Origin of the sequence: Halopenitus sp. H-Gu1 (assembly GCF_041821145.1) — an archaeon.
In the GTDB taxonomy this organism is placed as follows: domain Archaea; phylum Halobacteriota; class Halobacteria; order Halobacteriales; family Haloferacaceae; genus Halopenitus.
This window is the reverse complement of sequence record NZ_JBGUBC010000013.1, coordinates 1-24,208: the sequence shown is the minus strand read 5'-3', so window position 1 is coordinate 24,208 and position 24,208 is coordinate 1. Positions and strand designations below refer to the sequence as shown.

27 protein-coding genes, 2 tRNA genes and 1 pseudogene are annotated in these 24,208 nt (G+C 61.6%); 14 read left to right on the top strand and 16 right to left on the bottom strand.

What is annotated here, in order from left to right; all coding sequences use genetic code 11:
* Positions 1–48: 48 nt before the first annotated feature.
* The 7 genes from ACERIT_RS10705 to ACERIT_RS10675 all read right to left on the bottom strand — a co-directional run bounded on the left by ACERIT_RS10705 (position 49) and on the right by ACERIT_RS10675 (position 4,795).
* Positions 49–1,005 carry an AEC family transporter gene (locus ACERIT_RS10705; protein ID WP_373674845.1) on the bottom strand — a complete coding sequence of 319 codons (957 nt, stop codon included), beginning with the start codon at positions 1,003–1,005 and terminating at the stop codon, positions 49–51.
* Between the two features lie 237 nt (positions 1,006–1,242).
* Entirely contained in the window at positions 1,243–1,875 is a 633-nt protein-coding gene (locus tag ACERIT_RS10700; RefSeq protein ID WP_373674894.1) for an HD domain-containing protein, read from the bottom strand.
* A 47-nt stretch (positions 1,876–1,922) separates the two neighbouring features.
* Complete coding sequence (locus tag ACERIT_RS10695; protein ID WP_373674844.1) at positions 1,923–2,624, bottom strand: phosphoribosyltransferase; 702 nt, start codon at positions 2,622–2,624, stop codon at positions 1,923–1,925.
* A gap of 235 nt (positions 2,625–2,859) precedes the next feature.
* Complete coding sequence (gene eif1A / locus ACERIT_RS10690; RefSeq protein ID WP_373674843.1) at positions 2,860–3,144, bottom strand: translation initiation factor eIF-1A; 285 nt, start codon at positions 3,142–3,144, stop codon at positions 2,860–2,862.
* A 167-nt stretch (positions 3,145–3,311) separates the two neighbouring features.
* Positions 3,312–3,386: transfer RNA gene (locus tag ACERIT_RS10685), tRNA-Met, on the bottom strand.
* A gap of 121 nt (positions 3,387–3,507) precedes the next feature.
* A complete protein-coding gene (locus ACERIT_RS10680; protein WP_373674842.1) occupies positions 3,508–3,966 on the bottom strand; it encodes a GtrA family protein in 459 nt (152 codons plus the stop codon).
* 28 nt (positions 3,967–3,994) lie between these two features.
* Positions 3,995–4,795 (bottom strand): glycosyltransferase, encoded by an 801-nt coding sequence (locus ACERIT_RS10675; protein WP_373674841.1) that lies wholly within the window; start codon positions 4,793–4,795, stop codon positions 3,995–3,997.
* Positions 4,796–4,964: 169 nt separating this feature from the next.
* On the opposite strand from ACERIT_RS10675, the gene ACERIT_RS10670 reads away from it, so the two are divergent.
* Both ACERIT_RS10670 and nth read left to right on the top strand, forming a co-directional pair.
* On the top strand, positions 4,965–7,352 hold the full coding sequence (locus ACERIT_RS10670; RefSeq protein ID WP_373674840.1) for a DUF2298 domain-containing protein: 2,388 nt from the start codon (positions 4,965–4,967) through the stop codon (positions 7,350–7,352).
* Between the two features lie 97 nt (positions 7,353–7,449).
* Positions 7,450–8,136: an endonuclease III gene (gene nth, locus ACERIT_RS10665; RefSeq protein ID WP_373674839.1), complete on the top strand. Its 687-nt coding sequence runs from the start codon at positions 7,450–7,452 to the stop codon at positions 8,134–8,136.
* Between the two features lie 113 nt (positions 8,137–8,249).
* Here the strand turns inward: nth and ACERIT_RS10660 are convergent, their stop codons facing one another.
* Positions 8,250–8,729: a hypothetical protein gene (locus tag ACERIT_RS10660; protein WP_373674838.1), complete on the bottom strand. Its 480-nt coding sequence runs from the start codon at positions 8,727–8,729 to the stop codon at positions 8,250–8,252.
* Positions 8,730–8,907: 178 nt separating this feature from the next.
* On the opposite strand from ACERIT_RS10660, the gene ACERIT_RS10655 reads away from it, so the two are divergent.
* From ACERIT_RS10655 to ACERIT_RS10620, 8 genes and pseudogenes are all read left to right on the top strand, one after another.
* Positions 8,908–9,759 (top strand): hypothetical protein, encoded by an 852-nt coding sequence (locus ACERIT_RS10655; RefSeq protein ID WP_373674837.1) that lies wholly within the window; start codon positions 8,908–8,910, stop codon positions 9,757–9,759.
* Positions 9,760–9,854: 95 nt separating this feature from the next.
* Positions 9,855–10,526 carry a plastocyanin/azurin family copper-binding protein gene (locus ACERIT_RS10650; RefSeq protein WP_373674836.1) on the top strand — a complete coding sequence of 224 codons (672 nt, stop codon included), beginning with the start codon at positions 9,855–9,857 and terminating at the stop codon, positions 10,524–10,526.
* Positions 10,523–10,915, top strand: a complete 393-nt coding sequence (locus ACERIT_RS10645; protein ID WP_373674835.1) for a hypothetical protein — start codon at positions 10,523–10,525, stop codon at positions 10,913–10,915. The genes ACERIT_RS10650 and ACERIT_RS10645 overlap by 4 nt, the downstream gene beginning before the upstream one ends.
* Positions 10,916–10,927: 12 nt before the next feature.
* Positions 10,928–11,737, top strand: a complete 810-nt coding sequence (locus ACERIT_RS10640; protein ID WP_373674834.1) for a cytochrome bc complex cytochrome b subunit — start codon at positions 10,928–10,930, stop codon at positions 11,735–11,737.
* Positions 11,738–11,789: 52 nt separating this feature from the next.
* On the top strand, positions 11,790–12,557 hold the full coding sequence (locus tag ACERIT_RS10635; RefSeq protein ID WP_373674893.1) for a cytochrome bc complex cytochrome b subunit: 768 nt from the start codon (positions 11,790–11,792) through the stop codon (positions 12,555–12,557).
* Between the two features lie 32 nt (positions 12,558–12,589).
* Positions 12,590–13,060 (top strand): hypothetical protein, encoded by a 471-nt coding sequence (locus tag ACERIT_RS10630; protein WP_373674833.1) that lies wholly within the window; start codon positions 12,590–12,592, stop codon positions 13,058–13,060.
* Between the two features lie 4 nt (positions 13,061–13,064).
* Positions 13,065–13,337, top strand: coding sequence for a hypothetical protein (locus ACERIT_RS10625; protein ID WP_373674832.1), 273 nt, complete (start codon positions 13,065–13,067; stop codon positions 13,335–13,337).
* Positions 13,338–13,587: 250 nt separating this feature from the next.
* Positions 13,588–13,948: pseudogene (locus ACERIT_RS10620) on the top strand (zinc ribbon domain-containing protein); the annotation flags it as partial.
* A 59-nt stretch (positions 13,949–14,007) separates the two neighbouring features.
* Here ACERIT_RS10620 and ACERIT_RS10615 read toward each other — a convergent pair.
* Together ACERIT_RS10615 and ACERIT_RS10610 are read right to left on the bottom strand one after the other, a co-directional pair.
* Positions 14,008–14,448 carry a hypothetical protein gene (locus ACERIT_RS10615; protein WP_373674831.1) on the bottom strand — a complete coding sequence of 147 codons (441 nt, stop codon included), beginning with the start codon at positions 14,446–14,448 and terminating at the stop codon, positions 14,008–14,010.
* A gap of 67 nt (positions 14,449–14,515) precedes the next feature.
* On the bottom strand, positions 14,516–15,328 hold the full coding sequence (locus ACERIT_RS10610; RefSeq protein ID WP_373674830.1) for a hypothetical protein: 813 nt from the start codon (positions 15,326–15,328) through the stop codon (positions 14,516–14,518).
* A 116-nt stretch (positions 15,329–15,444) separates the two neighbouring features.
* Between ACERIT_RS10610 and ACERIT_RS10605 the strand changes: the two genes are divergently transcribed.
* Positions 15,445–15,885, top strand: coding sequence for a MaoC family dehydratase (locus ACERIT_RS10605; protein ID WP_373674829.1), 441 nt, complete (start codon positions 15,445–15,447; stop codon positions 15,883–15,885).
* 22 nt (positions 15,886–15,907) lie between these two features.
* On the opposite strand, the gene ACERIT_RS10600 is transcribed toward ACERIT_RS10605, so the two are convergent.
* From ACERIT_RS10600 to ACERIT_RS10590, 3 genes are all read right to left on the bottom strand, one after another.
* A complete protein-coding gene (locus ACERIT_RS10600; protein WP_373674828.1) occupies positions 15,908–16,492 on the bottom strand; it encodes a DUF420 domain-containing protein in 585 nt (194 codons plus the stop codon).
* A 66-nt stretch (positions 16,493–16,558) separates the two neighbouring features.
* Positions 16,559–17,605, bottom strand: a complete 1,047-nt coding sequence (locus ACERIT_RS10595; protein ID WP_373674827.1) for an NAD(P)-dependent glycerol-1-phosphate dehydrogenase — start codon at positions 17,603–17,605, stop codon at positions 16,559–16,561.
* Positions 17,606–18,014: 409 nt separating this feature from the next.
* A complete protein-coding gene (locus ACERIT_RS10590; RefSeq protein WP_373674826.1) occupies positions 18,015–18,719 on the bottom strand; it encodes a LysE family translocator in 705 nt (234 codons plus the stop codon).
* Between the two features lie 113 nt (positions 18,720–18,832).
* Here ACERIT_RS10590 and ACERIT_RS10585 point away from each other — a divergent pair, with 113 nt between their 5' ends.
* The 3 genes from ACERIT_RS10585 (at position 18,833) to ACERIT_RS10575 (ending at position 21,021) form a co-directional block, all read left to right on the top strand.
* Positions 18,833–19,822: a class I SAM-dependent methyltransferase family protein gene (locus tag ACERIT_RS10585; protein WP_373674825.1), complete on the top strand. Its 990-nt coding sequence runs from the start codon at positions 18,833–18,835 to the stop codon at positions 19,820–19,822.
* Positions 19,823–19,980: 158 nt separating this feature from the next.
* Positions 19,981–20,053, top strand: a tRNA-Thr gene (locus ACERIT_RS10580).
* Between the two features lie 455 nt (positions 20,054–20,508).
* Positions 20,509–21,021 (top strand): pyridoxamine 5'-phosphate oxidase family protein, encoded by a 513-nt coding sequence (locus ACERIT_RS10575; protein ID WP_373674824.1) that lies wholly within the window; start codon positions 20,509–20,511, stop codon positions 21,019–21,021.
* Positions 21,022–21,264: 243 nt separating this feature from the next.
* On the opposite strand, the gene ACERIT_RS10570 is transcribed toward ACERIT_RS10575, so the two are convergent.
* From ACERIT_RS10570 to ACERIT_RS10560, 3 genes are read right to left on the bottom strand one after another with little or no spacing between them, the layout of a single operon-like run.
* Positions 21,265–22,305 (bottom strand): sensor histidine kinase, encoded by a 1,041-nt coding sequence (locus ACERIT_RS10570; protein ID WP_373674823.1) that lies wholly within the window; start codon positions 22,303–22,305, stop codon positions 21,265–21,267.
* 2 nt (positions 22,306–22,307) lie between these two features.
* Positions 22,308–22,748: a response regulator gene (locus ACERIT_RS10565; RefSeq protein ID WP_373674822.1), complete on the bottom strand. Its 441-nt coding sequence runs from the start codon at positions 22,746–22,748 to the stop codon at positions 22,308–22,310.
* The gene (locus ACERIT_RS10560) at positions 22,745–23,902 is read right to left on the bottom strand and encodes an ATP-binding protein (protein ID WP_373674821.1); all 1,158 of its coding nucleotides are present in this window, start codon (positions 23,900–23,902) and stop codon (positions 22,745–22,747) included. Before ACERIT_RS10560 ends, ACERIT_RS10565 begins: the two co-directional genes overlap by 4 nt.
* Positions 23,903–24,208 lie beyond the last annotated feature (306 nt).

Below are 24,208 nucleotides of genomic sequence, written 5' to 3'. Positions count from 1 at the left end.
GCTGATCGAGGCTCCTCGATCGAGACGTTCCGGAAACGTGGAACCCCGTCAAATGACGATTCCGGACTGTAAAAGCGCGATCAGAAGCGTGAGATAGGGGACCGACACGATCGTCGTCACGAGCACGCTCGTCGAAATGAGTTCCGGCGCGGTGACCCCCTCGTCCCGTGAGCCGGCGAATTCGACGACGAGGATGAGCGGCGTGATCGCGGCCGGCATCCCCGTCTCCAGGACGAACACGCGCGCGACCGTCTGATTCTGGAAGCCGAGCACCGTGACGATGACGAGACCCATGATCGGTGCGATCCCGAGCCGTAGTGCGGTCGGAACGACCGTGTTCGTGAGGGCGGCCTCGTAGTCGGTACGTGAGAGTTCGATGCCGAGAATGAGAAGCATCAGGGGAATCGACGAGTCGCCGACGAGCCCGACCGCCTCCATCGTCGCCGATCCCGGGGGCGGGACGATCCCGATCGCACGAGCCAGAAGGGCGGCGCCGACGGCGTAGACGAGCGGGACGTAGAACACCTTCTTAACGCCCGAAAGCCCCGATGATCCCCCCGACCTGGAGGCCAGATAGACACCGACGGTGTACATCAACACCGACTGGACCGAAAGAAAGAGCACGGCTGTCTGCCGGCCGACATCGCCGAAGGCGAAATCGGACACGGGGATCCCGAGATTCCCGCTGTTCGAGAAGATCGCCACGAGCAACAGCGCGCTCAAGAGCGGTTCCACAGTACCGAGGGCGCGACCGAGCAACTCGCCGACGGCGACCATCGAGAGCGTGAAGACGACGACCCCGACAGCGATCCGGACGAGGGTGCCGGCTGCCAGTTCGGTGAGCGCGAGGCTGTGAAAGACGAGCGCCGGTGCCAGCACGTAGAGGACCGCCGTGTTGAGGGGACCCGGGTCGACGCCCTTCCTCCGTCCGAGTATCACGCCGACGCCTGCGATCGCGACGATCGGAAGGACCGCCGAGGTGAAAATACCGACCAACTCGGTCATCCGCGATCGGCCCTGCAACCCGACTCGAATTCACTCGCCCGTCCCCGCCCGAGTGCGCTCGATGCCGTCGTCCCCTCGTCCTCGCATCTCATTGGTGTCTCCCCTCGCTTTCTCGTCATCCCGTCGTCATCTCGTCCGTCGTCATCTCGCCCCGTCGTCGTCTCATCTTTCATCGTCTCATTGCCATCCCGTCATCCGGATCGATCCACCATCGAGGCGGCTACCGATACGTTCGGATCACTCGGTGCTGTCGCGTGCGTCGACATACCGTTTCCGGATCCGGTCGAAATACCGGCGACCGGTCGCCGTCTGCAGCCGGGACCGCGCCGTCTCGAAGAACTCATCGAGCGCGTCGTACGCCTCGAAGGCGTCCGGATCACTCGGTCCGGTTTCCGCCGGATCATAGCGGTCGCCTCGCTCGTAATACCACGCTTGCAGACACATCTCTATCAGATCGAGTTCCTTGACGAGCACGGCCTCGGGCGACTCGCGCCGTTCGTACCGTTCCCAGTCGTCCGCGACCGATCCCGGAAGCGGTCCCGCCAACTCGACCATCGCCTGCCGTTCCTCGACCTCCAACTCCGCCGCGTCGGGCAACTCGGCGGCCGCAGATGGATCCGCACGCGTCGGGACGTCGCCCGTTCGCGCCTCCGCCACGTCGTGAACGACCGCGAGCCGAAGCGCTGCGTCGAGGTCGACTGCCGGCAGGTCCGATTCGAACGTCTCGCCGATCGAGACGACCAGATACGCGACGCCCCACGAGTGGGCGGCGACCGACTCCGGGTCCTCGACGCCACGCAGCTCCCAGCCGGTGCGAGTCTCGTCTTTCAACGCCAGCGTCTCACGGAGTGATTCGATGATCTCGTCCATTCTCCCGTTCGGATCGGAATCGTCCGGATCGGAGCCGGTCGGATCGCTCACTCGCGATCACTCAGTCGCCATCGGTCCTGTCCCATCGTCTCGATCACGCCGCGCCGTTCCATCTCCGTGAGCACCTCGTCCAGCCGGTTCGGCTGGGCGATCTCCATCTCGATGCGACTCACGTCGTGGTGCCGGGCAAAGAGCCGCCGAACGTCCGCACGTGAGACCGCCTCCACGTCGGCCCGCTCCATGATCCCCGAGATCAAGTCGATCATGTCCTCGATGAAGTTCCACGGATAGACGACCCAGACCCACTCCTCGAGAGTCTCGCCGACGAAGTCGGGCTCGAACTCCGAGGTCTCGAGCAACTGCAGAGTCGCCGTCTTCACCCGTCCGGGATCGCGATCGGTGACGTACTCATGGGCTCGACGGATCGACCCGCCGGTGTCGGCGATGTCGTCGATGACGAGAACGTCTTTCCCCTCGACGCTACCCGCCGGCATGGGATAGCGGACTCGTGGTTCGGCCGCCTTCTCGGCGGTTCCGACGTAATGTTCCATCTTCAGGCTGGTGAGATCGTCCAGCCCGAGGAAATCACAGAGACACCGTCCGGCGAACCAGCCGCCACGTGCGAGCGCGACCACGACGTCCGGCTCGAAGTCGGCGCGTTTTACCTGGTTCGCGACGGTCCGGCACAGGCCGTAGATGTACTCCCAGTTAGTGATGGTGCAGTTGAAATCGTCCGGGAGGTCACTCATCTCGCCCGGAGATGGTGTCCGCGACCCAATAAGGATTTTCCGAGTGTGCCCGTTTCGTCGTGGCCGGTTGCGTCCCGACGGTCGTTCACACGAGATCGGCGGCGAACTCAGCGAGGTGCTGAACGAGACGGGGTGAGCCAGTCACGACGAGTACGAGTGGGACGATTCGCGGACTGACACGTAACGGTATCCATCGGATGAATCACGCAGAACAGTTCCGCCCGAAAACGGGGAGCTACTCGATGTGGCCTTCGCGCCGAAGCTGGTTGGCTGCGGACTCGTCGTAGCGCCACTCGACGTTTGCCTTCTCGTCCTGGAAGCTCCAGGGTTCCGCCAGTACGACGTCGTCTCGGTTGATCCAGTTTCGGTACTTCATTCGACCCGGAATCCGACCCATTCGTTCGACGCCGTCGGCACACCGAAGCGTTACACGGCTGTGCCCAAGCATTTCGGTTACGACAGCAAACACCTGATCATCGTTGGGCATTCGGAGGTCCCGACGCCCGCTTTCCTCAGTCACACGATATGTACGCCGTCACGACTGATAAGGAGTCGGATCCACGATCCCTCGGACGGGAGGATCGGATGGCCCGTGATCGAACGGCAACGATCGAACCGAACGAACGTGGTATCGACGATCAAAACCGAAAACGGCGAGAATAACGGCACACAACGAGACGCGAACTATAGCGGGAAGTGGATTTGAACCACCGATCTCCGGGTTATGAGCCCGGCGGAATCTCCTGGCTATCCCATCCCGCTATCAGATCGAACACCTGTCCAACGGTTAAGGGTTGTGATTCGGGTGCCGTATGCGAGTTCACGGCGTGGAAACGGCGTCGATCCGCTTATAAGCGATCACGGTCTGAACGGCGGTCACAACTCACCGATCCGTGGTCACTCGCCAGGTGAACAGGCTCTCCGCGACGTAGTTGACGAGCACCGACACGCCGATCGCGATCGGCATCGTCACCACCGGCCAAACGTCCATTCCGGCGAAGCCGATCTCCACGTCGAGACCGGTCAGCATCCACACGACCGCGAACTGGATGAGGAGCCCGCCCGATCGCACGACGTTCGAACGAACGAGTCGGCGAAGCTTCGCGCGGCGTCCCGTCGCGCCGTGGGCCTCGAAGGTCCAGGAATCGTTGATCAGGAACATCACGATGATCGCACACTCCGTGCCGACGACCTTCGCCCACTGTGGCTCGAGGACGCCGCCAAGCGCGAGGGCGGTACTGATCGGCAGATCCACGAGCGCGCCGAGGGCACCAACCGAGAGGAACCTGCCGAATCGTGCACCGCGAGCCAGTTCTCCGAGCACGTCCTGGAGCGTCCTCATACGACCACCCCCGCTCGGTGACCACCGTTCACGTCGGATCTCCCGCGTTCTCGTGAAGTTGTTCGGGAAGCGACGGGCCGGGATCGGAGGCGACGGCCCGATGCAGTCGACTCCCGGCGGCGATCCGTTCGCGATGTCTCGCGGTCACCAGTCCACGAAACATCCCGAGCGTGTCGTGGATCGGATCGACGGTCGATCCCGGTCTGTCCTCCCAGCGGATCGGCACCTCGAGAATACGCGCGCCATGTGCCCCCGCGAGCGCGACGAGTTCGATGTCCCAGGCGAATCCGGACTCATAGACGTCACCACGCAGCCGATTCCAGACGTCCGCGCTGATCGCCTTTGCGCCACACTGGTAGTCGTAAAGCGGCGTCTCGAGTAGCCGTCGAGCGAGCCACGCGAAGCCGTCGCCGAGCGCGCGCCGAAAGATGGTCTGATGGGATCGCACGTCCGAATCCGGATGGCGTCGAGAACCGACCGCGAGGTCCGCGTTCCCCGACAGCACGGGCTCGATCACGCGTGCGGCGGCATCGGCTGGCGTCGCTCCGTCGGCGTCGAGAAACACGAACACGTCCGTCGAGAGCGCCTCGAAGCCAGCCGTGATCGCCGCACCCTTCCCACGACGCCGACCGGCGACCGAAACGGTCGTCTCCGCGACACGCGTGGTAGTGGCCTCGGCGATCCGCTCTTCGACGCCGGGTTCGGGATCGTCGATCTCGATCCGGATCGTCTCGGGAGAAAGGCGGTCATCGATCGCCTCCACGTATGCCGTAAGCCGGTCGACGTCCGGCCTGAAGGCGGGTATCACGACCCCGAGACTCGCGTCCATGTCTATCGCTTCCGGGTCACTGATAAAAAAGCCGTGTGGCTTGCGTCCGGACCGGGAGTCGGGGACGATTGCGACCCGTCACCGATCTCGACCGTCGGACCGTCCGATAGCATCGACTGATCGATACGGACCCGAAGACGTTTCAGCGTTCGCGCCTCTCCCGGTGGACATGGAGTATCTCCTCGTCGTCCGGTGGCTCCTCGCGTTCGTCGCGCTCGGGGCGCTTGCGTTCCCCGTTTCAGCGCGGCTCTTCAGGGGATTTCCAGCACGCGGAATCGGATTCGCGCCCGTGGTCGGGCTCGCCATCCTGACGACGGTCGCCTACTGGACCGGACGGGTGAACTACGGACCTCGAACGGCCTGGCTCGGCGTCGGCGTTCTTCTCCTCGTCTCGCTCGTCTCGCTCGTCACCGATATCGATCGGGAGGCGGTGTTCGATCGTCGGATCGATGGACGCGACCTCGTGGATGGGATCGATCGGCAGGCGGTCGCGTTCTCGGCGGTCGTCTTCGTGGCAGCGTTCCTGTTCGTCGTTGCGATCCGCGCTGCCGACCCGGCCATCACGCCTGCCGGCGGGGAGAAGTTCCTCGATTACGGGATCCTCAGGTCGCTTTTGCGGGCGGAGACGCTCCCGCCATTCGACGTCTGGTTCGCCGGCGAGACGCTGAACTACTACTACGGCGGCCATCTCACGGTCGCCCTCCTTGCGACCCTCACGGGGACTCCGGCCGCCTACGCGTACAATCTCGGGCTCGCCGGAATCTACGCCTGTCTCATCGTGGGGGCTTTCGATCTCGCGCGCGCGATCGCTTCTGATCGACTGGAAGAACGAGCCGCCACCCGTGCCGGCGTCCTCGCTGCCGTCTTCGTTGGTCTCGCGAGCAACCTCGTTCCGGTCATCGGGATCGCGTTGCGGGCGCTCCCCGAGTCGGCCGCCCGAACGCTTGTGGGGATCGTCACGACCGGCGGACCGGAAGCGGCCGAGGACCTGTTCACGGGAACTGCGCGGTTCAGCTACTGGACGGCGAGCCGGGTCGTCGACGGGACGATAAACGAGTTCCCGCTCTTCGCGTTCCTCAACGGCGACCTCCACGCCCACATGCTCGGCGCACCGTTTCTTTTCGCCGGGACCGCGATCGCCTACGCCTACTGGCGCACGCCCGAAGAGTCGCGAGGACGGCGTCGTGGGCTCGCCTTCGGGATCGTCATTCCGCTTGTCGGCATTCTCGCCGTGATCCACACGTGGGACGTTGCGACGCTGCTCGGAGTGTGTTGGCTCGCGCTTGCGTTCGCACCCGCGTCCCCGATCACTCTCCTTCCCGGAGGGGACCGTCTCCGTTCGACCCTCCGATCGCGACTCGACGAGGGACCGCTTCGGGTCGAGATCGAACGGACTCTCGGTGCGCTCGCGGTCACGGCGGGGATCGGCGCGTTCGGGTTCCTTCTCGCCGCGCCGTTTTTGCTCTCGGCGAGCAGCGAGCAGACTCTCGCCCTCGTGGACCCGACAGATCGGTCCGCGCTCGGCGCGCTGGTACGTGTTCACGGCGCGTTCCTTGCTGCCTTCTTCTGTTACCTTCTCGGTCGGTTCTCGACTCGCCGAGTCCCGATCGTGGGAAGCGTTCTCGCCGTCGCCGCCGTCGGCGTTCTCCTCGACGTTCCCGCCGTCTCGCTCCTGGGACCGATCCTGGTGCTCGGGTGGGTCGCGGCACGAACCGATCGGGACGTCGGCTTCGAGACGGTTCTGATCCTCGCAGGTGCCGGGCTCGTCGGCCTCGTCGAGATCATTCACCTCGCCGAACTGGCCGGCCCTGGACGACTCAACACCGTCTTCAAGACCTATTTCCACGTCTGGGTCCTGTGGGGGGTCGCGATCGGCGTCGTCCTCTCGGAGGCGTACGCGCGCGGGTTCGCCGTTCCCGCCACCGATTCGGATGTATTCGGCGTCCGTCGGAGCCTCCGTACCCGGCTCCCTTCCGAACACACGATCGCACGCGTCATCGTGGCTCTGCTCGTCGTCTCCGTCCTCCCGTACGCGGCCCTCGCACTCGGGGGACACTTCGCGGCCAACGACGCCGGGACGCTCGATTCGACCGCCTACCTGGAGGAGACGCGCCCGGCCGAGGCGGCTGCGATCCGATGGCTCGACACGCACGCCACCCACGAGGACGTTCTGCTTGAGGCCCCGGGTACGAGCCGGTCGCCGGAGGGGCTTGCGGAGAATCCCGGGGAACCGGGCACGTACTCCTGGGAGTCGAACCCTGCCTCCTCGTTCACGGGCATCCCGACCGTCGTCGGCTGGAGCCACCAGATCGGCTATCGAGGAGTCGAATCCTACTACGGGCGCGTTTCGGATGCCGATCGTGCGTACGCCGGCTCCGATGCCGAGCGCGTTGCGGTCCTTCGAGAACACGACGTTCGATACGTCTGGGTCGGTCCGGCCGAACGTGCCCGCTACGGCGAGGACGTCTCGATCGGACACCTTCAGGGCGTCGAGGTCGCCTTCGAGACCGACGGCGTCCGGATCTACCGCGTCGACCACGATCGGCTCGCGGCGTGAGCTCACGGATTCGGGGCTGTCTGAGACGGTCGGTTCGGACCCCAGTGACACGGATAGAGTTCGAACGGTTCAACTCGGAGAGCCGTGACGTGTCGGTATGGGAACGCCGCTCGAGACCAGAGAGGAACAGGCCGCCGAGGTGCTCGATCGACTCGCCGAGGAGTATCCGGACTCCAGCATCTCGTTGCGCTATTCGAACCGCCTCGAGTTGCTCATTGCCGTGATCCTCTCGGCCCAGTGTACCGACGAGCGCGTCAACGACGTCTGTGAGGATCTCTTCGAGAAGTACGAGACGGCCAGCGACTACGCTAACGCCGACCAGGAGGAGTTGGCCCAGGACATCTCCTCTATCACCTACTACAACAACAAGGCGAGCTACATCCGGTCGACAGCACAGGACATCGTCGAAAACCACGACGGTGAGGTCCCCGATACGATGTCCGAGCTCAGGGATCTGGCTGGCGTCGGCCGAAAGACCGCAAACGTGGTGTTACAACACGGCCACGACGTGGTCGAAGGGATCGTCGTCGACACACACGTCCAGCGGATCTCGCGACGTCTCGGGCTCACGACGGAGCAGACGCCGGAGCGGATCGAAGAGGACCTGATGGAGATCGTTCCTCGGGACCGCTGGCAGGCGTTCACGCATCTGTTCATCGATCACGGGCGGGCACAATGTACCGCGCGCAATCCCGACTGTGACGGCTGCGTGCTGGAGGACATCTGTCCGTCCTCGAAACTCGATTCGGAGGTCGACCTCGCAAGCGGGGACCCGTGGTCGTGATCGGAACGCCGTCCCGTTCGGATAGGGACCAGATGGCGAGAACGAGAACCCGGACAGATGTCGATGATCCATCCAAATATCGATGACGTGTCCAGACGTCGACGACCAGCCCGCTAAAGCACGTGGATGGTCGCGAATCGGTAGAGCCCAGTGAGCCACGCACAGATCCAGAGGATCGTGTAGCCGAAAACGCCCACACGAAGCCGAGTGCGCCAGTGGCTCATGTTCTCGTGGAGGTCGTCGAGATCGACGTCCTGGTCAGGATCGTGATAGAGATCCGCATTGCGTTTTGCCCCGTAGATCCGGACGATTCCAGTGAGAGAAAACGTCAAGAGGGCGTACGCCTGGATCCCGAAGAACGCATGGATGACGGCCGCGCCGGTGAGCTGATCGAACAGTCGCGGGATCATCCAGGTGACCATCGGCACCGTGGTCAACACGAGTCCGGTCACGACGAATCGGAGGTGATACACGAGGAGATCCCAGGTGACGACGTCCGCATCGATCATCACCCAGGCACCATAGAGGAAAAACGGCAGGCTTGCAGTCACGCAGATCGCGACCGCGGCCGCCACGTACCCGGACTCGAGCATGCGTCGGAATTCGGCCCGCGGCGCTAAAGGCTCTCGATCGGGCGGGCCGTTCCCATCGGCCGGGAAAACGCGATCGCTTCGAGTGGCTTCGCTCCCGGTCCGTCCCGTCGATCCGGGTCGGACTCCGAAGGACTACGGGACGAAAGTCTAACACCCTCGGCGATCCTACATCCGGCCAATGACCGATTCCGCCGGCACGTCCGAGGACCGTCGTTCCTCGGCGTCCGCCGAGCCGTCCGATCGTGTTTCCGGATCCGGGGATCGGGACGACTCGGACCTGGAGGCCCTCCGACGGGAGGTCGAGGAAAAGTACGACTTCGATGAGTTCGGTCCGGCCGATATGGCACGGATGAACGCCGACGAGTGGGACGTCGCCTTCGATCCCGACACGTGGATCACCGGCGATCGCCTTCTCGATCGGCTGGAGGCCGAACTCAAGACTCGGATCGCCCGACGCGAGATCTTCGGGACCTTCGACCGGGTGACGGACGACGACGGCGATCGGCTCGTCGTCTACTCCGACGAGGGATACGCCGTCGTTCACGCGAACGGTGACGTCCGCGGGCGGGGAACGATCCTCCGTGACGTAGAGCCCCTCGTCGCGCTCTGTTCGATGGACTCCTATGAGGTTTCAGATCCCCCGACGAACTGGTCGCTTCCGGATCCCGAGGACGTCTCCGGCGGATCGAGCGAACTCGGCAACCTGATGATGCAGATCGTCGCCGGCGTCCAGTTGATCGCTGCCGTCCTTCTCGTTGGCGCGTGGTTGGTCTCGGATCTCGACACGCTCGTCGCTCCGGCGATGGGGATCGTCTTCTTTTTCGGGGCGCTTTTTCTGTTCTCGACGGTCGCGAACGCCCGGCTCTCCGATCGGTTTCGTTCGGAGGAATACCGGAATCGACTTCGTGCGCTTCGGGAGGCGAAACGACGTCCGGATCTTCCGGAGATCGAACCCGAGGACGACCCATCGAAATCCTCGAGTGACGACCGATCGGAACGGGTGGACGATCGGGATGATCGGCCGCAGTGACCGTTCTACCTCACAATGTCGAGAGGGGGCGATCGGTCCCGCCGATCGACCATAGTCGGTGGGTTTAAGCGCGCGCCGTTCCCAGTTCGATTCGTATGAAACGGCGGGAGTTTATGCGTACGGCCGGCGGCTCGACGGCCGCGGTCGCCGCGACGACCGCGGCGACTGGCTCGGCCGCCGCCCAGGAGGACGGCGAGGGCGGGGGCGGCGAAGTACGTCCCGTGTGGCCCTCCAGCGTCGAGGACGCCAATCTCGGAACGTACCAGGACGCTCGGGGACAAGACGAAGTAACGATCTCGGTGGGGGCCGGCGAACAGGGGTTGTCCTTTGATCCGACGAAGACATGGGTCGATCCGGGGGCGACTGTGACCTGGGAATGGACGGGCGACGGCGGTGCCCACAACACCGAGAGCGTTGAGGGCCCCGCCGAGTGGCAAAGTGAAATCACCGCCGAGGAGGGGTTTACCTTCGAATACGAGACCTCCGAGGACGACGTTGGGATTACCCACTACCGGTGTGCTCCCCACGCGCAGGTCGGCATGCACGGCGGTCTCGCCGTTGGTGAAGACATCGAAACCGAGGAGGCCGGTGGCGGTGGCAGTCCCGACACCGGCTGGCCCGAGAGCGTTCACGATCTCGGCGTTCCGCTTCACGCCCACTGGGTCGGGCTCGTCTCGGGCGTCGCGATCACGTTGACGCTCGGATTCACCTTTTACGTGCTCAAATACGGCGAATCCGCACACACGGGACATGGTGGTAGCCGATGAGCTCAAGTGAGTCCTCCTACGGCGACATCCACCGATATGAACCGGCACGCGAGAGCACGCCCGCCGCGATCGCGATCGTCCTGTTGACGATCATCGAAGTCGTCTTCGTGTTCCTGTTCGTCTACGGACTCATGTTCGGCTGGGCGACCACGGAGTTCGGCAACATGTTCCTCGGCGGACTGCTCGCGTTGGTCTTCATCGACCTCGCGTTCGTCCTCGCGCTGTACCGAAAGGAGTTCCTTCCCGACGTGATGGTCGTCAAGAAGCGTCGGCGCAAGTGGGAGGACCTCTACGTCCGCGAGGAGGACGTCGAAGGCGAGTCGTTCGCCGACCCCGAGGACGCATGGGAGACGATCAAACGCGCAGTCTACCCCTACTACAAGCGGTAACGAAAACGACCAATGAGCCTCGAAAAAAAGGACGAATTCGACCACGACGCCTGGCTCGAACGCAAGGATCTCACGGTCCTCGAGTCGACGTTCCTGACCACGCTGATCTGGATGGACAGACGGCTCCGGATCGTTGATTACCTGGAGCTGCTCGAGACGCTTTATTACCGCGTCAACCTCCAGATGCCCAAGAGTCACACTGAACAGTACGATCTGGACAACAAGTTCTGGTACTGGTACCCGCTTTACTCGCTCGGGTCCCTCTCCATCATCGCCTATCTCGTCGCGGCGGTCTCCGGCGCGCTGTTAGGCTTTTATTACTCGCCGTCGACGGCAGGCGCGGTGGCGACCGGCGATCCGACCGCGGCATGGCTGTCGATCGAGGCGATCATGAAGGATCTACAGTTCGGGCTGATGCTGCGGTCCATCCACCGCTGGTCGGCCCAGTTCATGGTCGCTGCGGTCTTCCTCCACATGCTCCGGGTGTATTTCACCGGCGCCTACAAGGAGCCGCGCGAGGTCAACTGGGTTCTCGGGGTCGTCCTCATCATGTTGACCCTGCTTTTCGGCTACACCGGCTACCTGCTCCCCTGGAAGCAGCTATCCTTCTGGGCGGGGCAGATCGGCGTCGAGATGGCGCTTGCGACCCCGATCGTCGGCGAGTGGGCCGCACAGCTACTGTTCGGGGGGTTCACGCTCGGACAGGCAACGCTTGTACGAATGTACATCCTGCACGTATTCTTGTTGCCGTTCATCGTGACCGCGCTCATCGCGCTTCACGTCGGCATCGTCTGGGTGCAGGGGATCGCGGAGCCGCACTGATACAATGACGAGAAATACGCCACCGACCGATCACGACGACCACGGACCGGCGATGGCCGACGGCGGCAGCGACGGAGAGCCGCGTACCGACGGCGGGCCGCCGGCGACCGTTCCGCCGGACGACGAAACGCCGACCTGGAGCGAACGAAAGGAACGAAGTCAGGGCCTCTCGCGGCTCACCTACGAGTACTTCGAGCGATCGCGCCGTGAAGATCAAGACCTCAGACAGGAATCCACCTACGTCGAACGTGACGTGTTGGGCTTTCCCACCTGGCCACACGAGACGATCCGCAACCTGGCGATCACGAGTTTCTTCGTCGGAATCATGATCTTGGTTGCCGCGACCATGCCGGCCCACTTCGGGGAGCCCGCCAATCCGAGTTCGACGCCGTCGATCATTCTGCCCGACTGGTACCTCTACTGGTCGTTCGGGCTGTTGAAGCTCAACCCGATCAATCCCGAGCTGGCGGTCCTTGGCGGTCGCAAAGTGGTGTCCCACGAGTTCTTCGGGATCATCGCCCACGGGATCATCATTGGCGCCGTCGCGCTCGTTCCCTTCCTCAACAAGGGGAACGCTCGTCGTCCCGTCGAACAGCCGTTCTGGTCGGCCGTGGGCGTCACCGGCGCTGTTCTGTCGGTCACGCTCGCCGCGCTCGCCATCCAGAACTTCTTCCCCATCGAGCTGGAACTCCTGTTCACGCTCAGCTTCGTGGGGCCGGCTCTCGCCGGCGTGATAACCTACGCCGTCCTGAAGACCATGCGCGAGGGGTACATGTACGACCTCAACAAGCGGTACTACCGGCTCCGCCCGCCGAAGTGACCGCCGCCCCCTCAGAGCCTCGATCCCACTGCATGGATTCTAACGATTCGTCCGCCTCCGATCCTCGTGCTCTCGACGACGAGCCCGGTGTCTCACAGAAGGCGGACGCGACGGGGGATCCACTCCCGAAATCCGAACGCGACAGCAGTACTCGAGATCCCGAACCCACCGGTCCCAACGTGGGGCCCGGCGGCAGGGAGATCGTCGTCCCCCTTCGACTCTACAAGACGATCACGGTCTTTTCGACGCTCATCGCAGTCGTGACCTTCGTCTTCGGCTTCATGTTGATCGATGCCGCGACGTTGCAGGTGAGCCTCCTGCGGACGGCGATCGCCACTCTCCTCAGCGTGGGTGGGTTCTCGCTGTCCGCCGATCTTCTCACCGCCGGGCTCGCGCTTGCCGGCGTGTCGTCGATCGTGTTCGGGTCGGCGGTGTATATACTCGGAACCCGGTTTCGGGCCCAGGGAATGGGAAAGCCTCAAGAGGGCTCCGACGAAGGATAGATCGATGGCCGACGAGTTCATGAAAGGTCTGGTCCTGTCGATGGTCGGGGCCTTCGGGTGGTTCGTCTTCGCCGGGTGGTATCGCACGCCGGAATACTACGCCATCCAGCAGCTGACCGTCGAGGCACCTGAACCGAGCAATATCTATCAGACGGTGGGGATCTTCGCCAGCGACGCGTTCTTATGGTTGATGATCCTCGGTCCGGTCACCTACTGGATCCTGATCCCGATCTTCCGCGAGATTCGCCGGAACATGGTCGAGGAGACGTCGAGTTAACTCGATCGTCCACGTCCACGTTCCCGTCAACGCACGCCGGACGTCCTCATCCGCAAACGGTTGAGGACCGTTCCGGCATTCGCGCTTGGAAACGAATAGTTCCCCGTTCGTTCCGAATTCATTCGTTCTTCGCGGAGTCGCTTGTCCGCTTCGCGTGGCTATCTTCTTTCGAGGAGAGAATCCCGCCGTTTACGGCGTTGACGAGACGCGACGCGTCTCGTTCGTACACCAGAACTCAGAGACATTAAGCAAAACGGGGAACAAGAAGTTGCACTCGTGGACGTTCGACCGCATCTACCAGTATCTCGACTCCAAAGGCGAAGAACGCGGTGTCGAGGTACTGAAAGAGAACGAGTGGGACACGTCGAAGACGTGTTCACGGTGCGGTGATGACACGAAATCGAACCGGGGTGAGCGTGGATTGTCCGTCTGCTCGTCGTGCGAGTTGGTCGGGACTGCCGGATTGCAACGGGACAGAGAATATACGTCAGAAGATAACTCCGAGTCCCCACGGCGAGGATAGAAGTAACGGCTGTGTGGCACAGCCCTCGGTACACCTGTTCGGCCGCGAGATCGGGACGTTCCGCACGGGAGAACAGGTCGTATCGTAGACCAGCAACTATCCCAACCTGCGGTACGGGAAGCCCCGGCGGTCACGTCGGGGGGGATGTCACGCGAAAAGCCCCGACCAGAACGTCGCCTCGATCGTGACGAGCACGTAATAAAGCGCGTAGATCACCACGAGCGAGGAGGCCGCGATCGCACTCTTTGGCTTTTCGATGTCCATCTCGTTGCGCGCCTCCACGTTGCGCGCCTCGAACTCGAAGAGGTCCGCAACCAGGATCGTGACCGCGATCACGGAGATGATCGCGCCGCCCGTGGGCTGGACCAGCGTGAACAGGAAGCTGACGAGCACCAGTCCGACGGTGCTGAAGACGTGGGGGAAATACTGCTCGACGCTATCGGAATCGGCTGCCTGCTCGACGTGTTTCGCGTGCGCTCGATGGCGCGTCGCGATGTTCACCACGGCCAGCGTGAGGATGGCGAACGGAAGCGCCGGCCCGACGATCTCGAGCCAGCCGAGCGGGACGAGGAACTGCAATGGGTCCATACTGGTACCTGGGACTACGACTCTTTAGAGTTTTTCCAATCCCGCCCGAAATGTGCGACCGTCCGTCTCACGACGACGGGTCTGCAGAGCCCCTCTCGAGATCCGATGAGACGATCCGAAGGCGACCGTCCACGGAGACCGAAACCGGATCATCAGTTCCCACCGTCCGGCAGACTTCGTCGTCGATCACGAGCGAAACGGGCTCCTCCTCGCGTTCGACCGAAATCGTCGCCGAGTCGTTGACGACCCAGGTGTCAGTCCGCGTCGAGAAGGGCGCGACCGGAACGACGACCAGCCCGGTACCCGGGGACAACACCGGCGCACCTGCACATCGCGCGTAGCCGGTCGTGCCGATCGGCGTCGCCACCGTGACGGCGTCCGCACGAAACGACTGACGATACTCCGCACCGCTTTCGACGGCGTATTCGGAGATCCGTGCCGGCTCGCTCGTCACAAGCGTCACGTCGAAGAGGGCCGTTGCGACCTCCACTCCCCCGACCGACACAGCCAAGAGGGGATGATCGACGGTCTCGATCGGTGATCCGTCCCCATCGAACCGGTCGAGCACGTCGGGGACGCGCCCGACATCGATCGCATACCGCAAGCCCCCGTCGGGGAACCCGGTCACTCGAGACTCGTCGTGACCATCGGGGACGTCCGAATCCCCTGCCCACCCGGCGTCGACGGCGATGATCGGTGCCTCCAGGGACTCGCGAGCGGCCATCAGGAGTCCCCGTTCCCCGACTGCAAGCACGACATCCACACGAACAGGCTCTTGACACGTCGTCGCGCCGGCTTCGGAGACGGCCGTTTCGAGGGCAGTCGCCTCAAGCGCGCTCTCCTCGCCGACGATCGCCACACGCGTTCGCGAGCCTCCCATAGGCGTTCTGGATCGGGCTGGCGGAAAAACCTCCCGACACGACGGCTTCTCCTCGTTGGTGCCGTCATGGAACACGATCGTCTTTATCCCTCGCGACGATGGGTGGATGAACGAGAATGCGTTATTACGAGGACATCGAGGTCGATTCGATCCAGGATCTCGGGAGTTACACGGTTCCGAAATCGGAGATGATCGAGTTCGCCGAACGATACGATCCACAGCCGATCCACGTCGATGAGGACGTGGCTCGTGAGACGATCCACGAGGGGCTCATCGCCAGCGGTTGGTACACCGCCAGCGTTTGTATGCGGCTACTGGTCGACGGCTTCCTCGCGGGGACCGCAAGCGTCGGTGCCTTCGGGCTCGATGAGCTTCGGTGGCGAACGCCGGTCCGGGCAGAGGATAGGATTCGGGCCGAACACCGAATCCTGGAGGCAACGAAGTCGACGACGCGCGACGATCGCGGATACGTCACAGGGGAGCTGACTGCACACAATCAGAACGACGAGGAGGTCATCGAATGGCGGGCGACGAGTATCTTCCTGCGCCGCCCGTGAAAGACGGGCGAGTTCGAACGGCTCAGTAAGTGAACGAGTAGACGTGATTCAAAAGTAGGTAGGTCACGACGCCGAGCGTGAGCGAGAGCAGCCAAGAGCCCGCGGCGATCCGGCCGATCTTCGCGTGAGGCGTTTCGCTTCGTAACTCGCGTTCGGTATGGGTGAGTCCGAGGACGATGGCGTAGATGACGATCGGGACGGCGAGGATCGACAACAGAATGTGGATCGCGAGCATCGCCAGATAGGCGATCGTGACGAGTTCGGGGCCCTCGAAGTGCTTCGTGCCGCCGCCGGCGACGCGGGGAACGTAGATCCCGAGGAAAGCCACGATCAGAACGAACGAGACGCTCATCGCCCTCCGGTGTCGTTTCACGTTCCCGTTCCGGATCCAGTACCAGCCGAGCGCGAGAGTGAGGATCGTCATCGAGTTCACGACGGCGATCGCGTGGGTGAGGAGTTCGACGGTTGCACGTGAAAGGTCCGGAAACAGCGCCTGAAACCGTGGTACGAGGAACACGCCGAGGACGGTTCCGTATCCAATAACGGTGAGCAGTGCGGTGACGGCTTTCGGGTGCTCTTTCGCTCGACTCCGGAGAGCGGCTGCCATGCTGATCGGTCGGGGCGGGGCGGTAATGCGTCTTTGGTTCGCCGAGCGAACCAGCCGGCTCGCCGATCAAATGATCCCGGTTTCGGTCGCCACCTGGACGGCGGCCTCCTCGTTCACGCCGCCGGAGAGGATCGTGTATCGGTCCCGGATCTCGTGAGCGGTGGTCAACGCCTCGATGAACTCCGCGTCAGTAACGCCGAGTTCCTCCGCGGTCGTCGGTGCGTCGATGCTTGCGAGTGCATCGCGTATCGACCGCCACTCGCCATCCTCGCCACCATGAAGGTACTCCGTCACGATCGAGGCCACGCCGGCCTGGTGGCCGTGTAGCGCCTTTCCGGGCGCGATGCGGTCGAGTTGGTGAGAGACGAGGTGTTCGGCCCCTGAGGCCGGACGCGACGATCCGGCGATCGACATCGCGACGCCCGAGGAGACGAGCGCCTTCGCGACGATCCACGACGACTCCTCGAGTCCCGGCTTTATCGAGTCGGCGTTGGCGACGAGCAACTCCGCAGTCATTTGTGAGAGTGCGCCGGCGTACTCCGAGTACTCGACGTTCCGCAACCGTCTCGCGAGCCGCCAGTCCTTCACTGCGGTGTGATTGGAGATGATGTCCGCACAGCCGGCGGTCGTAAGTTCCCAGGGCGCATCCGCGAGAAGTTCCGTGTCCGCAACGACCGCGAGCGGCGGATCCGCGGCCACTGAGTGTCGAGTGTCGCCCTCCGGGATCGACGACCGTCCGGAGACGATGCCGTCGTGGGAGGCGGCCGTCGGGACCGAGACGAACCCGACCCCCAGGTGGTCTGCAGCCATCTTCGCCGTGTCGATCGGCTTGCCTCCGCCAACTGCGAGCAGGAACTCCGGATCGACGGCTTCGGCCGTTTCGATGACGTCCTCGACGGCCCCGAAGGAGGCCTCCTCGACGATGGCCGTCGCCGGGTCGTCGAACTGTTCCCGGACGCGATCGCCGGCCAGATCGTTCGGCGTCGGACTCGTCACGACGAGCGGCCGACCGGAGAGATACAGGTCATCGACGGCCGCCCCGAGATCGTCGAGGACGCCGTGGCCAAGCAGCACGCTCCGCGGCAGCTTGATCCACGTCGACTTCTCGAACATGCACGTGGGTTTCCGGAGGATACTGATAGGTGTTGCCCAACGGTTATGAAGGATGTTCTCCGGCCCCTGACGTGGTTTCAGCGACACCACCACAACATATTTATGCATTTTGTGCATATCTATAGGTATATTCGATGCGCAGAAAGCATCGACAATCCTCCGGGCCGTCGGTCGGGTCGGTGCGAAGGCTTACGTACCCATTTACAGATGAGGTTCGGTGTCGACTCCCAATTCGATAGCGGGGAGCGGCCACCGATTTCGGACACGATTCGGCCTCTTCGCGGTGGGTGCGGATTCGGAAGCGGACGAACTTTCCGCCTGCTTCGATCAGGTCCTCACGGACGTTCTCTCGATCAAGTGCACTGACGTTCTCTCGATCACGCGCTGTCAGGAAATCGCGGGCGGACTCTCACGGGGAGACATCGAGCAGGAACGACCCGGCGTCATACAGGAAGTAGACGCCGAACCCGGCAAGCACGACCGCGGACACCAGCGCGACCACCGGCGCCAGCCGCTCGATCCGTCGTTCGGCAAGCACGATCGCTGCCGGGAATCCCGTGATCCAGACGCCGATTCCCGCGAAGAGGCCGCCGACGAGCGCCGGCGAGCCGGTGGCGACCACGAACGTCCCGGTTAGCTCCTCGCCGACGACCGGAACCCACGAAAGGACGTCCAGGGTACCCGGACGAAGCAGCCCGACGCCGACGGTGAGCCAAAAGAGGATCTGATAGGGATTGGTCAACGCAAGCACGAACGCCTTTCGGAACCCCTTGCCGCCCGTTTTTTCGACGATCGCCTCGCCGGTGCCGCCAGGGCGAAACGACGCGCGGACCCCGTTTGCCGCGCCGTAGGCGAAATACATCATCAGGAATCCGCCGATGCCAACCATGATAGCCCGCACCGTCGGACGTGATTCGACTATCGAGACGACGCCGAGGTACGCGAGAACGAAGAAGACCGCATCGGCGCTTGCCGCCCCCAGTCCCGCCTTGAACCCCGCGCTCCACCCGCGCCAGGCCGATTCCTCGGCGATGATCGCGTTCATCGGACCGGGCGGCGCGGCCAGCGCCAATCCGAAGACCACGCCGGCCAGGAGACTGATCGGAGCGTTCACGCTCTCCGTCACTCCTGCGGTCGACAAAAATGCGACGATGGCGGTGAGCCACCGATGGACTCCATCCGGGCCGGATCGGTACCCCTTATTGGCGCGCTTCCCTTTTTCCGACGATGACCGTCCCCTGCGTCGCCGTCGACCGCGAGCGTGGTGAGGAGGTCCGCCGCCGACTGGCTGAGGCGGGGGCGCTCGCGGGCGAATACGAGATCACCGTCGAGAACGGCACGATCTACCTTCCCGTCACCGCCCGCGAGGACGTCCCCCCGCCGCTCCGGAGATCGATCATCGAGCGCGATCCCGACCGACGCGAGACCCCGACCACGCCCGCGGACCTGCTCGGCTATGAGCCTTCCATCGAGCGACTCGGCGACATCGTCATCATCGACGAGGACGATGACGAACGGGCATCGGCGATCGCGAAGGCCGTGATGGACTCCGATATTCCGTGTGAGACGGTCGTGAACCGCGCTTCACCGATCGAAGGTGAGCTTCGCGTTCGTCAGTGGGACGTCCTCACCGGGGACGACACCGAGACGATCCACCGGGAGTACGGCCACGAGTTCGCGCTCGACATCACCGAGGTGTATTTCTCACCACGGCTCGCGACCGAACGCCACCGCGTTGTGAAACAGGTCGAGACCGGCGAACACGCCTTCGACATGTTCGCGGGCGTTGGCCCCTACGCGATTCCGATGGCCGCTCGTGGTGCCGAGGTGGTCGCCTGCGATCTCAACGAGCAGGCGATCGAGTATCTGCACGAGAACGCCGAACGAAACGACGTCGCGGACCGGATAACCCCGCTTCAGGGGGACGTCCGCGAGGTCGCGGCCGACTGGACGGGGTGGGCCGACCGAATCGTGATGAACCTCCCCCACTCAGCCGACGAATTCCTGGAAGCCGCAGTCATGATCGCCGGCGACGACTGTCTGATCCATTACTACGACATCCAACACGAGGACGACCCGTTCGGTCCCGGCCGCACCGCGATCGAGGACGCCGCCGGCGACGCCTACACGGTCTCGGTCGAGACCGAACGCGTCGTTCGATCGTACGCGCCCCACGAACACAACGTCTGTCTCGACGTCCGGTTGACGCGTCAGTGATCGACCGAGGCGCCGATCGCCTCTCGAACGCGTGTCGATCGGTTCCGAACGGGGAACAGGAGCTATCGACGCCGAATCATGAGACGTGGTGGCTCGTGGCGACGTGTCGCGGTTTCGGAAGGCTTATTTTGCTTATCCGGGTAGTCGAAACCGGACGCGCCGGGGTAGCTCAGCTGGCAGAGCGATTCCTTCGTAAGGAATAGGTCAGGGGTTCAAATCCCTTCTCCGGCTTGATAACTTACGTTCATATTCTGGTAGCAAACCGCTAGCGTAAGGTGTGGCGACATGAGTAGCGTACCCGATGCCGCGGACTGTGTCGGCTGCACATGGGCCTGCTCGACGAGTGGGACAGACTTCCGGTCGGAGAAGTGAAGGCACTCGCATTCGAGTTTTAGACGGAGCCAGGTGGGGGAGAAGTCTCTGTGTTCTCTCCGATCCTATCGATGTGCACGATCCCCCGTTGAGCGGTGGATTCTCCGTCTCCAGGAACCCGGGCGAAATCTGGATCGGGATAACATGAACGAGAGAGATATCGGGATGATTTTATTGGAATCCGTAACGCCAGATAGCTGCGATCGGCCGTATTGAATGGCGTACGCGAATCGGCCAATACAGTAGCCAAACCAAACAGGAAAATGATTCTGGATTTACCCATCATTTAACACCCAGAGCTATGATTTTGAGGTATGACATCCGAGGACGCAGGTCGAGAACTATTCGGGATGGATGTTTCTGAAGCCGAGGCAAGAACATATCTGGGGGATGCCGAGTTCGGCGTGTTGGGTCTCACAAAGGAGGGAGAAGCGTATACAGTCCCCCTTTCGTTCGGCTACGATACGGACCTAACCACGCTTTATTTTCTTTTTGCTTTCGAGGGAGAAAGCAAGAAACGCGAGTTCCTCGAAACGACTGAAACGGCGAGTTTCACTGTAGTTGAATCGGAACTGCCCGATGCGTGGACAAGCGTCATTCTCACGGGTACCCTTACCCACCTTTCTGACGAGGAATCGACAGCCTATGCTGCACTTGCGGATACGGCTACCTTCCCCGCTCTGTATACGTTCGAAGACTACGTAGACATGGAATCAGTTGAGCAATCCTTCTATCAATTTGAGGTCGAAACAATAACGGCTCGTCGCTCTCCAAAACAGCTGAATAACACCGCAAGCGAGGCCATCGAAGCAGAGTCAACGAGATGAGATTCCTCACTCGATCTCCAGCAACTTCCTCAGAGGTCAACGCAAGGCATACAAGAAACGGATAATAGAAAGATCTCTCAGTCAGTACAGTGGGGTGGGAGGCCCCTCCGTTCCAAGAACGACCCAAACGAGGGGTAGTCGATTAACCGATACCTGACCGTTCGGTATAGTGGCAAACGAAACCCGGCACTAACCGTGTTCTGAACAGTTCGGCGGCATCGTGCCGAGACGCATCGGGAGCAATTACTCGATGTCGACGCCGGTGATTTCAAACCGTGCCCCACCCGTCACGCTCTCGTTCACGCTAATGTGCCAGTCGTGTGCATCAGCGATCACCTCGACGATCATAAGTCCGAACCCAGTCCCCTCCGGCGACGTTGAGTATCCCTTTTCGAAGATCTGGTCGCTTTCGCCATCAGGAATTCCAGGTCCATCGTCTTCCACGTAGAAGCCGTCGGAGAGTGCACCGATCGTTACCGTCACTGCTTGTCCCCCATGTTCGATAGCGTTTCTGATCAGATTCTCTATGAGTTGTCGTAGTCGGCCTTCGTCGGCATGAATGACCTGATCGGTGTCGATAACCAAATCCGCGTTCGCTGTGTCAATGTTTTTCCAACACTCCTCGCCAAGCGTCTTCAGACTAATGAATTCTAGTTCATCAATAGCCTCGCCCAGTCGTGCTAATGTGAGGAGGTCCTCGATCAATTGTTCCATTCGGTTGAGAGCGCTCGCCGCGATATCGAGGTGTTCGTTACGGCTCTGTTCGCGTGCGATATCCAGTCGCCCTTCGGCCACGTTCAGTGGATTCCGCAGGTCGTGGGAGACGACGCTGGCAAATTCATCAAGGCGTTCGTTTTGTCGCCGTAGTTTCTCTTCTTGTTGGTTGCGCTCGATAGCATACCGAAGGGATCGGGCGAGCGTGTCGGCATCCAGATCGTCTTTTAGGAGGTAGTCTTGAGCACCACGCTGAATTGCTGTGACAGCCGTCTTACGGTCATTGAGGCCGGTAAGCACGACAAGCGGTATTCTCAGGTCTTCTTCCAGCACGCGATCCAGCGTCTGTCGCCCGGTACTCTCGGGCAACCCGAGATCAAGAAACAAAATATCATGAGAATTCGCTTCCAGAGCGTTCAGGCCGTCTGAAAGGGTTTCTTCGTGGTGTAGTGTGACGTCGCCGACGATATCGGCCACATGCGTTGCGTTTAGATGATGCTTCACGAGTCGAGCGTCTCCAGGATTGTCCTCTACCAGCAGCACGTCCGGTTGGAGATCTGAACCGGGCATGGTTACTTGGGAGGCATTTTGACGACCGATAACCAGAAATCCTCGAATCGCTGGATGATATCCATAAATCCGGAGTAATCAACGGGCTTCGTCAGATACGCGTTCGCTTGCAACTCATAGGACCTCACGATATCCGATTCGGCTTCGGAGCTTGTGAGAACGATAACGGGGAACCCTCGAAGGTCCGGATCCTCATCGATCTCTTCAAGCACCTCCCAGCCATCCTTCCTGGGCATATTGAGGTCCAACAACACAAGGTCCGGCCTCGGATTATCTTCGAATTCGCCTTCCTGTCGGAGGAATTTCATCGCCTCAACGCCATTTTCGACGATATACAAGTTGTTGAGGATATTCCCTTGTTCAAATGCCTTCTCCGTGAGCTTTGCGTCACCTGGGTTGTCCTCCGCGAGCAGGATTTCAACCGGCTCACCCGTATTTGTCATGGTTGTTCCTCCTCCTCCTGCATGGCGATTGGTGAGACCTTCGGAATAGTGAATTTGAATGTTGCACCGGAGTCGTGTTCCGATTCGACCCAAATCGTCCCGCCATGACGCTGAACAATACGTTGTGTAATCGCCAACCCGATTCCGGAATTGGCAGTGTTCGACGCGGATGCGCCTTGCTGGAAGATCTTGAAGATCTCTTCTTGCTCGTTGATCGGAACGCCAGGACCGTTGTCCGAAACGGCGAATTCATATGCATCATCGCGTTCCGTCGCCGTCACCTCGATTTTCGGAATCCCATTTTCGGTGGCGTGTTCGATGGCGTTCTTTATCAGATTCTGAAACACCTGTCCCAGCTGTTCACGGTCGGCTCTGACGATCGGGAGATCGCCAACCGATATCTCGGCATCGTGATCGTCGATCAGGAGTTCTAAGTCCTGGCGACTGGTTTGGAATACCTCGTTCACATCCGTTTCGTCGAACTCCTTGGCATCGGTATGGACACGAGAGTACTCCAACAGTGAATTTATCATCTGCTTCATCCGCTGAGCGCCGTTGACCGCAAACTGCATGTATTCTTCTGCCTCGTCATCGAACTGTTCACCGTATTCCTGATCGAGTAATTCGACGTAGCTCGATACCATCCGGAGCGGCTCCTGGAGGTCGTGTGAGGCGATGTATGCGAACTCCCGGAGACTCTCATTGGATTGCTCAAGCTCCTCCCGATGTTGCTCTAGTTTCTGCTGGTAGTCCTTCCGCTCGCTAATGTCCCGCGTATATCCGGCAACATATTCCACCTCGCCTGTTTCAGTATGCACTGGCTCTCCTTGCACCCAGACCCACGTCTCATAGTCGACTTCCGGGTTGACCCGAAACTCTAAATCAATCGGGTTGCCGTTCGAAAGCTCCGCCATCTGGCCCATGACTGTTTGGCGATCGTTTGGATGAATGGCTTCAACGAAGTTCTCCGGGTCTTCTTTGAGTTCCGTCACCGACCGTCCGAAGATGTCTTCATATGCTGAATTGGCAAATATTAGCTCCTCCCAGTCAGGGGTGAACATCCAGAGGCAATCGTTCGTGGACTCCATGAGCTGTAGGAGCAAATCCGGGTCATCAGGCGCTACTCGACTTTTATCCATTTTGTCATTTTTCATGTGTATGTAATGTATTCCCATGGGGATACTTGAAGTATTTGGGTACTGAATCGACAGAAGGCGTTTGATTTCACTTTGTCATGGTTCGCGTACTGTTGTCGATCATACATCAAGACGAGTTCACAAAATTTGCAGACCACGCTTGAGCACGCACCGCCTGGCCGAGATCGTCCGCTCGATCGTCGAGAAGACGGTCTCAGACAGTTCTCTTTGACCTGCACCAGTGGGATCTGGCGCGATAATCCAAATGGATGTTAGCGGAGTCCAATCCGAACGTCGAGTGTTCGCTCGGTGGAATCGTTCGCT

Bases quoted from the DNA above. Each gene is read 5' to 3' on its own strand.
- ACERIT_RS10705 (WP_373674845.1), bottom strand. From the start codon at position 1,005: ATGACCGAGTTGGTCGGTATTTTCACCTCGGCGGTCCTTCCGATCGTC.
- ACERIT_RS10700 (WP_373674894.1), bottom strand. From the start codon at position 1,875: ATGGACGAGATCATCGAATCACTCCGTGAGACGCTGGCGTTGAAAGAC.
- ACERIT_RS10695 (WP_373674844.1), bottom strand. From the start codon at position 2,624: ATGAGTGACCTCCCGGACGATTTCAACTGCACCATCACTAACTGGGAG.
- ACERIT_RS10680 (WP_373674842.1), bottom strand. From the start codon at position 3,966: ATGAGGACGCTCCAGGACGTGCTCGGAGAACTGGCTCGCGGTGCACGA.
- ACERIT_RS10675 (WP_373674841.1), bottom strand. From the start codon at position 4,795: ATGGACGCGAGTCTCGGGGTCGTGATACCCGCCTTCAGGCCGGACGTC.
- ACERIT_RS10670 (WP_373674840.1), top strand. From the start codon at position 4,965: ATGGAGTATCTCCTCGTCGTCCGGTGGCTCCTCGCGTTCGTCGCGCTC.
- nth (WP_373674839.1), top strand. From the start codon at position 7,450: ATGGGAACGCCGCTCGAGACCAGAGAGGAACAGGCCGCCGAGGTGCTC.
- ACERIT_RS10660 (WP_373674838.1), bottom strand. From the start codon at position 8,729: ATGCTCGAGTCCGGGTACGTGGCGGCCGCGGTCGCGATCTGCGTGACT.
- ACERIT_RS10655 (WP_373674837.1), top strand. From the start codon at position 8,908: ATGACCGATTCCGCCGGCACGTCCGAGGACCGTCGTTCCTCGGCGTCC.
- ACERIT_RS10650 (WP_373674836.1), top strand. From the start codon at position 9,855: ATGAAACGGCGGGAGTTTATGCGTACGGCCGGCGGCTCGACGGCCGCG.
- ACERIT_RS10645 (WP_373674835.1), top strand. From the start codon at position 10,523: ATGAGCTCAAGTGAGTCCTCCTACGGCGACATCCACCGATATGAACCG.
- ACERIT_RS10640 (WP_373674834.1), top strand. From the start codon at position 10,928: ATGAGCCTCGAAAAAAAGGACGAATTCGACCACGACGCCTGGCTCGAA.
- ACERIT_RS10635 (WP_373674893.1), top strand. From the start codon at position 11,790: ATGGCCGACGGCGGCAGCGACGGAGAGCCGCGTACCGACGGCGGGCCG.
- ACERIT_RS10630 (WP_373674833.1), top strand. From the start codon at position 12,590: ATGGATTCTAACGATTCGTCCGCCTCCGATCCTCGTGCTCTCGACGAC.
- ACERIT_RS10625 (WP_373674832.1), top strand. From the start codon at position 13,065: ATGGCCGACGAGTTCATGAAAGGTCTGGTCCTGTCGATGGTCGGGGCC.
- ACERIT_RS10615 (WP_373674831.1), bottom strand. From the start codon at position 14,448: ATGGACCCATTGCAGTTCCTCGTCCCGCTCGGCTGGCTCGAGATCGTC.
- ACERIT_RS10610 (WP_373674830.1), bottom strand. From the start codon at position 15,328: ATGGGAGGCTCGCGAACGCGTGTGGCGATCGTCGGCGAGGAGAGCGCG.
- ACERIT_RS10605 (WP_373674829.1), top strand. From the start codon at position 15,445: ATGCGTTATTACGAGGACATCGAGGTCGATTCGATCCAGGATCTCGGG.
- ACERIT_RS10600 (WP_373674828.1), bottom strand. From the start codon at position 16,492: ATGGCAGCCGCTCTCCGGAGTCGAGCGAAAGAGCACCCGAAAGCCGTC.
- ACERIT_RS10595 (WP_373674827.1), bottom strand. From the start codon at position 17,605: ATGTTCGAGAAGTCGACGTGGATCAAGCTGCCGCGGAGCGTGCTGCTT.
- ACERIT_RS10585 (WP_373674825.1), top strand. From the start codon at position 18,833: ATGACCGTCCCCTGCGTCGCCGTCGACCGCGAGCGTGGTGAGGAGGTC.
- ACERIT_RS10575 (WP_373674824.1), top strand. From the start codon at position 20,509: ATGACATCCGAGGACGCAGGTCGAGAACTATTCGGGATGGATGTTTCT.
- ACERIT_RS10570 (WP_373674823.1), bottom strand. From the start codon at position 22,305: ATGCCCGGTTCAGATCTCCAACCGGACGTGCTGCTGGTAGAGGACAAT.
- ACERIT_RS10565 (WP_373674822.1), bottom strand. From the start codon at position 22,748: ATGACAAATACGGGTGAGCCGGTTGAAATCCTGCTCGCGGAGGACAAC.
- ACERIT_RS10560 (WP_373674821.1), bottom strand. From the start codon at position 23,902: ATGAAAAATGACAAAATGGATAAAAGTCGAGTAGCGCCTGATGACCCG.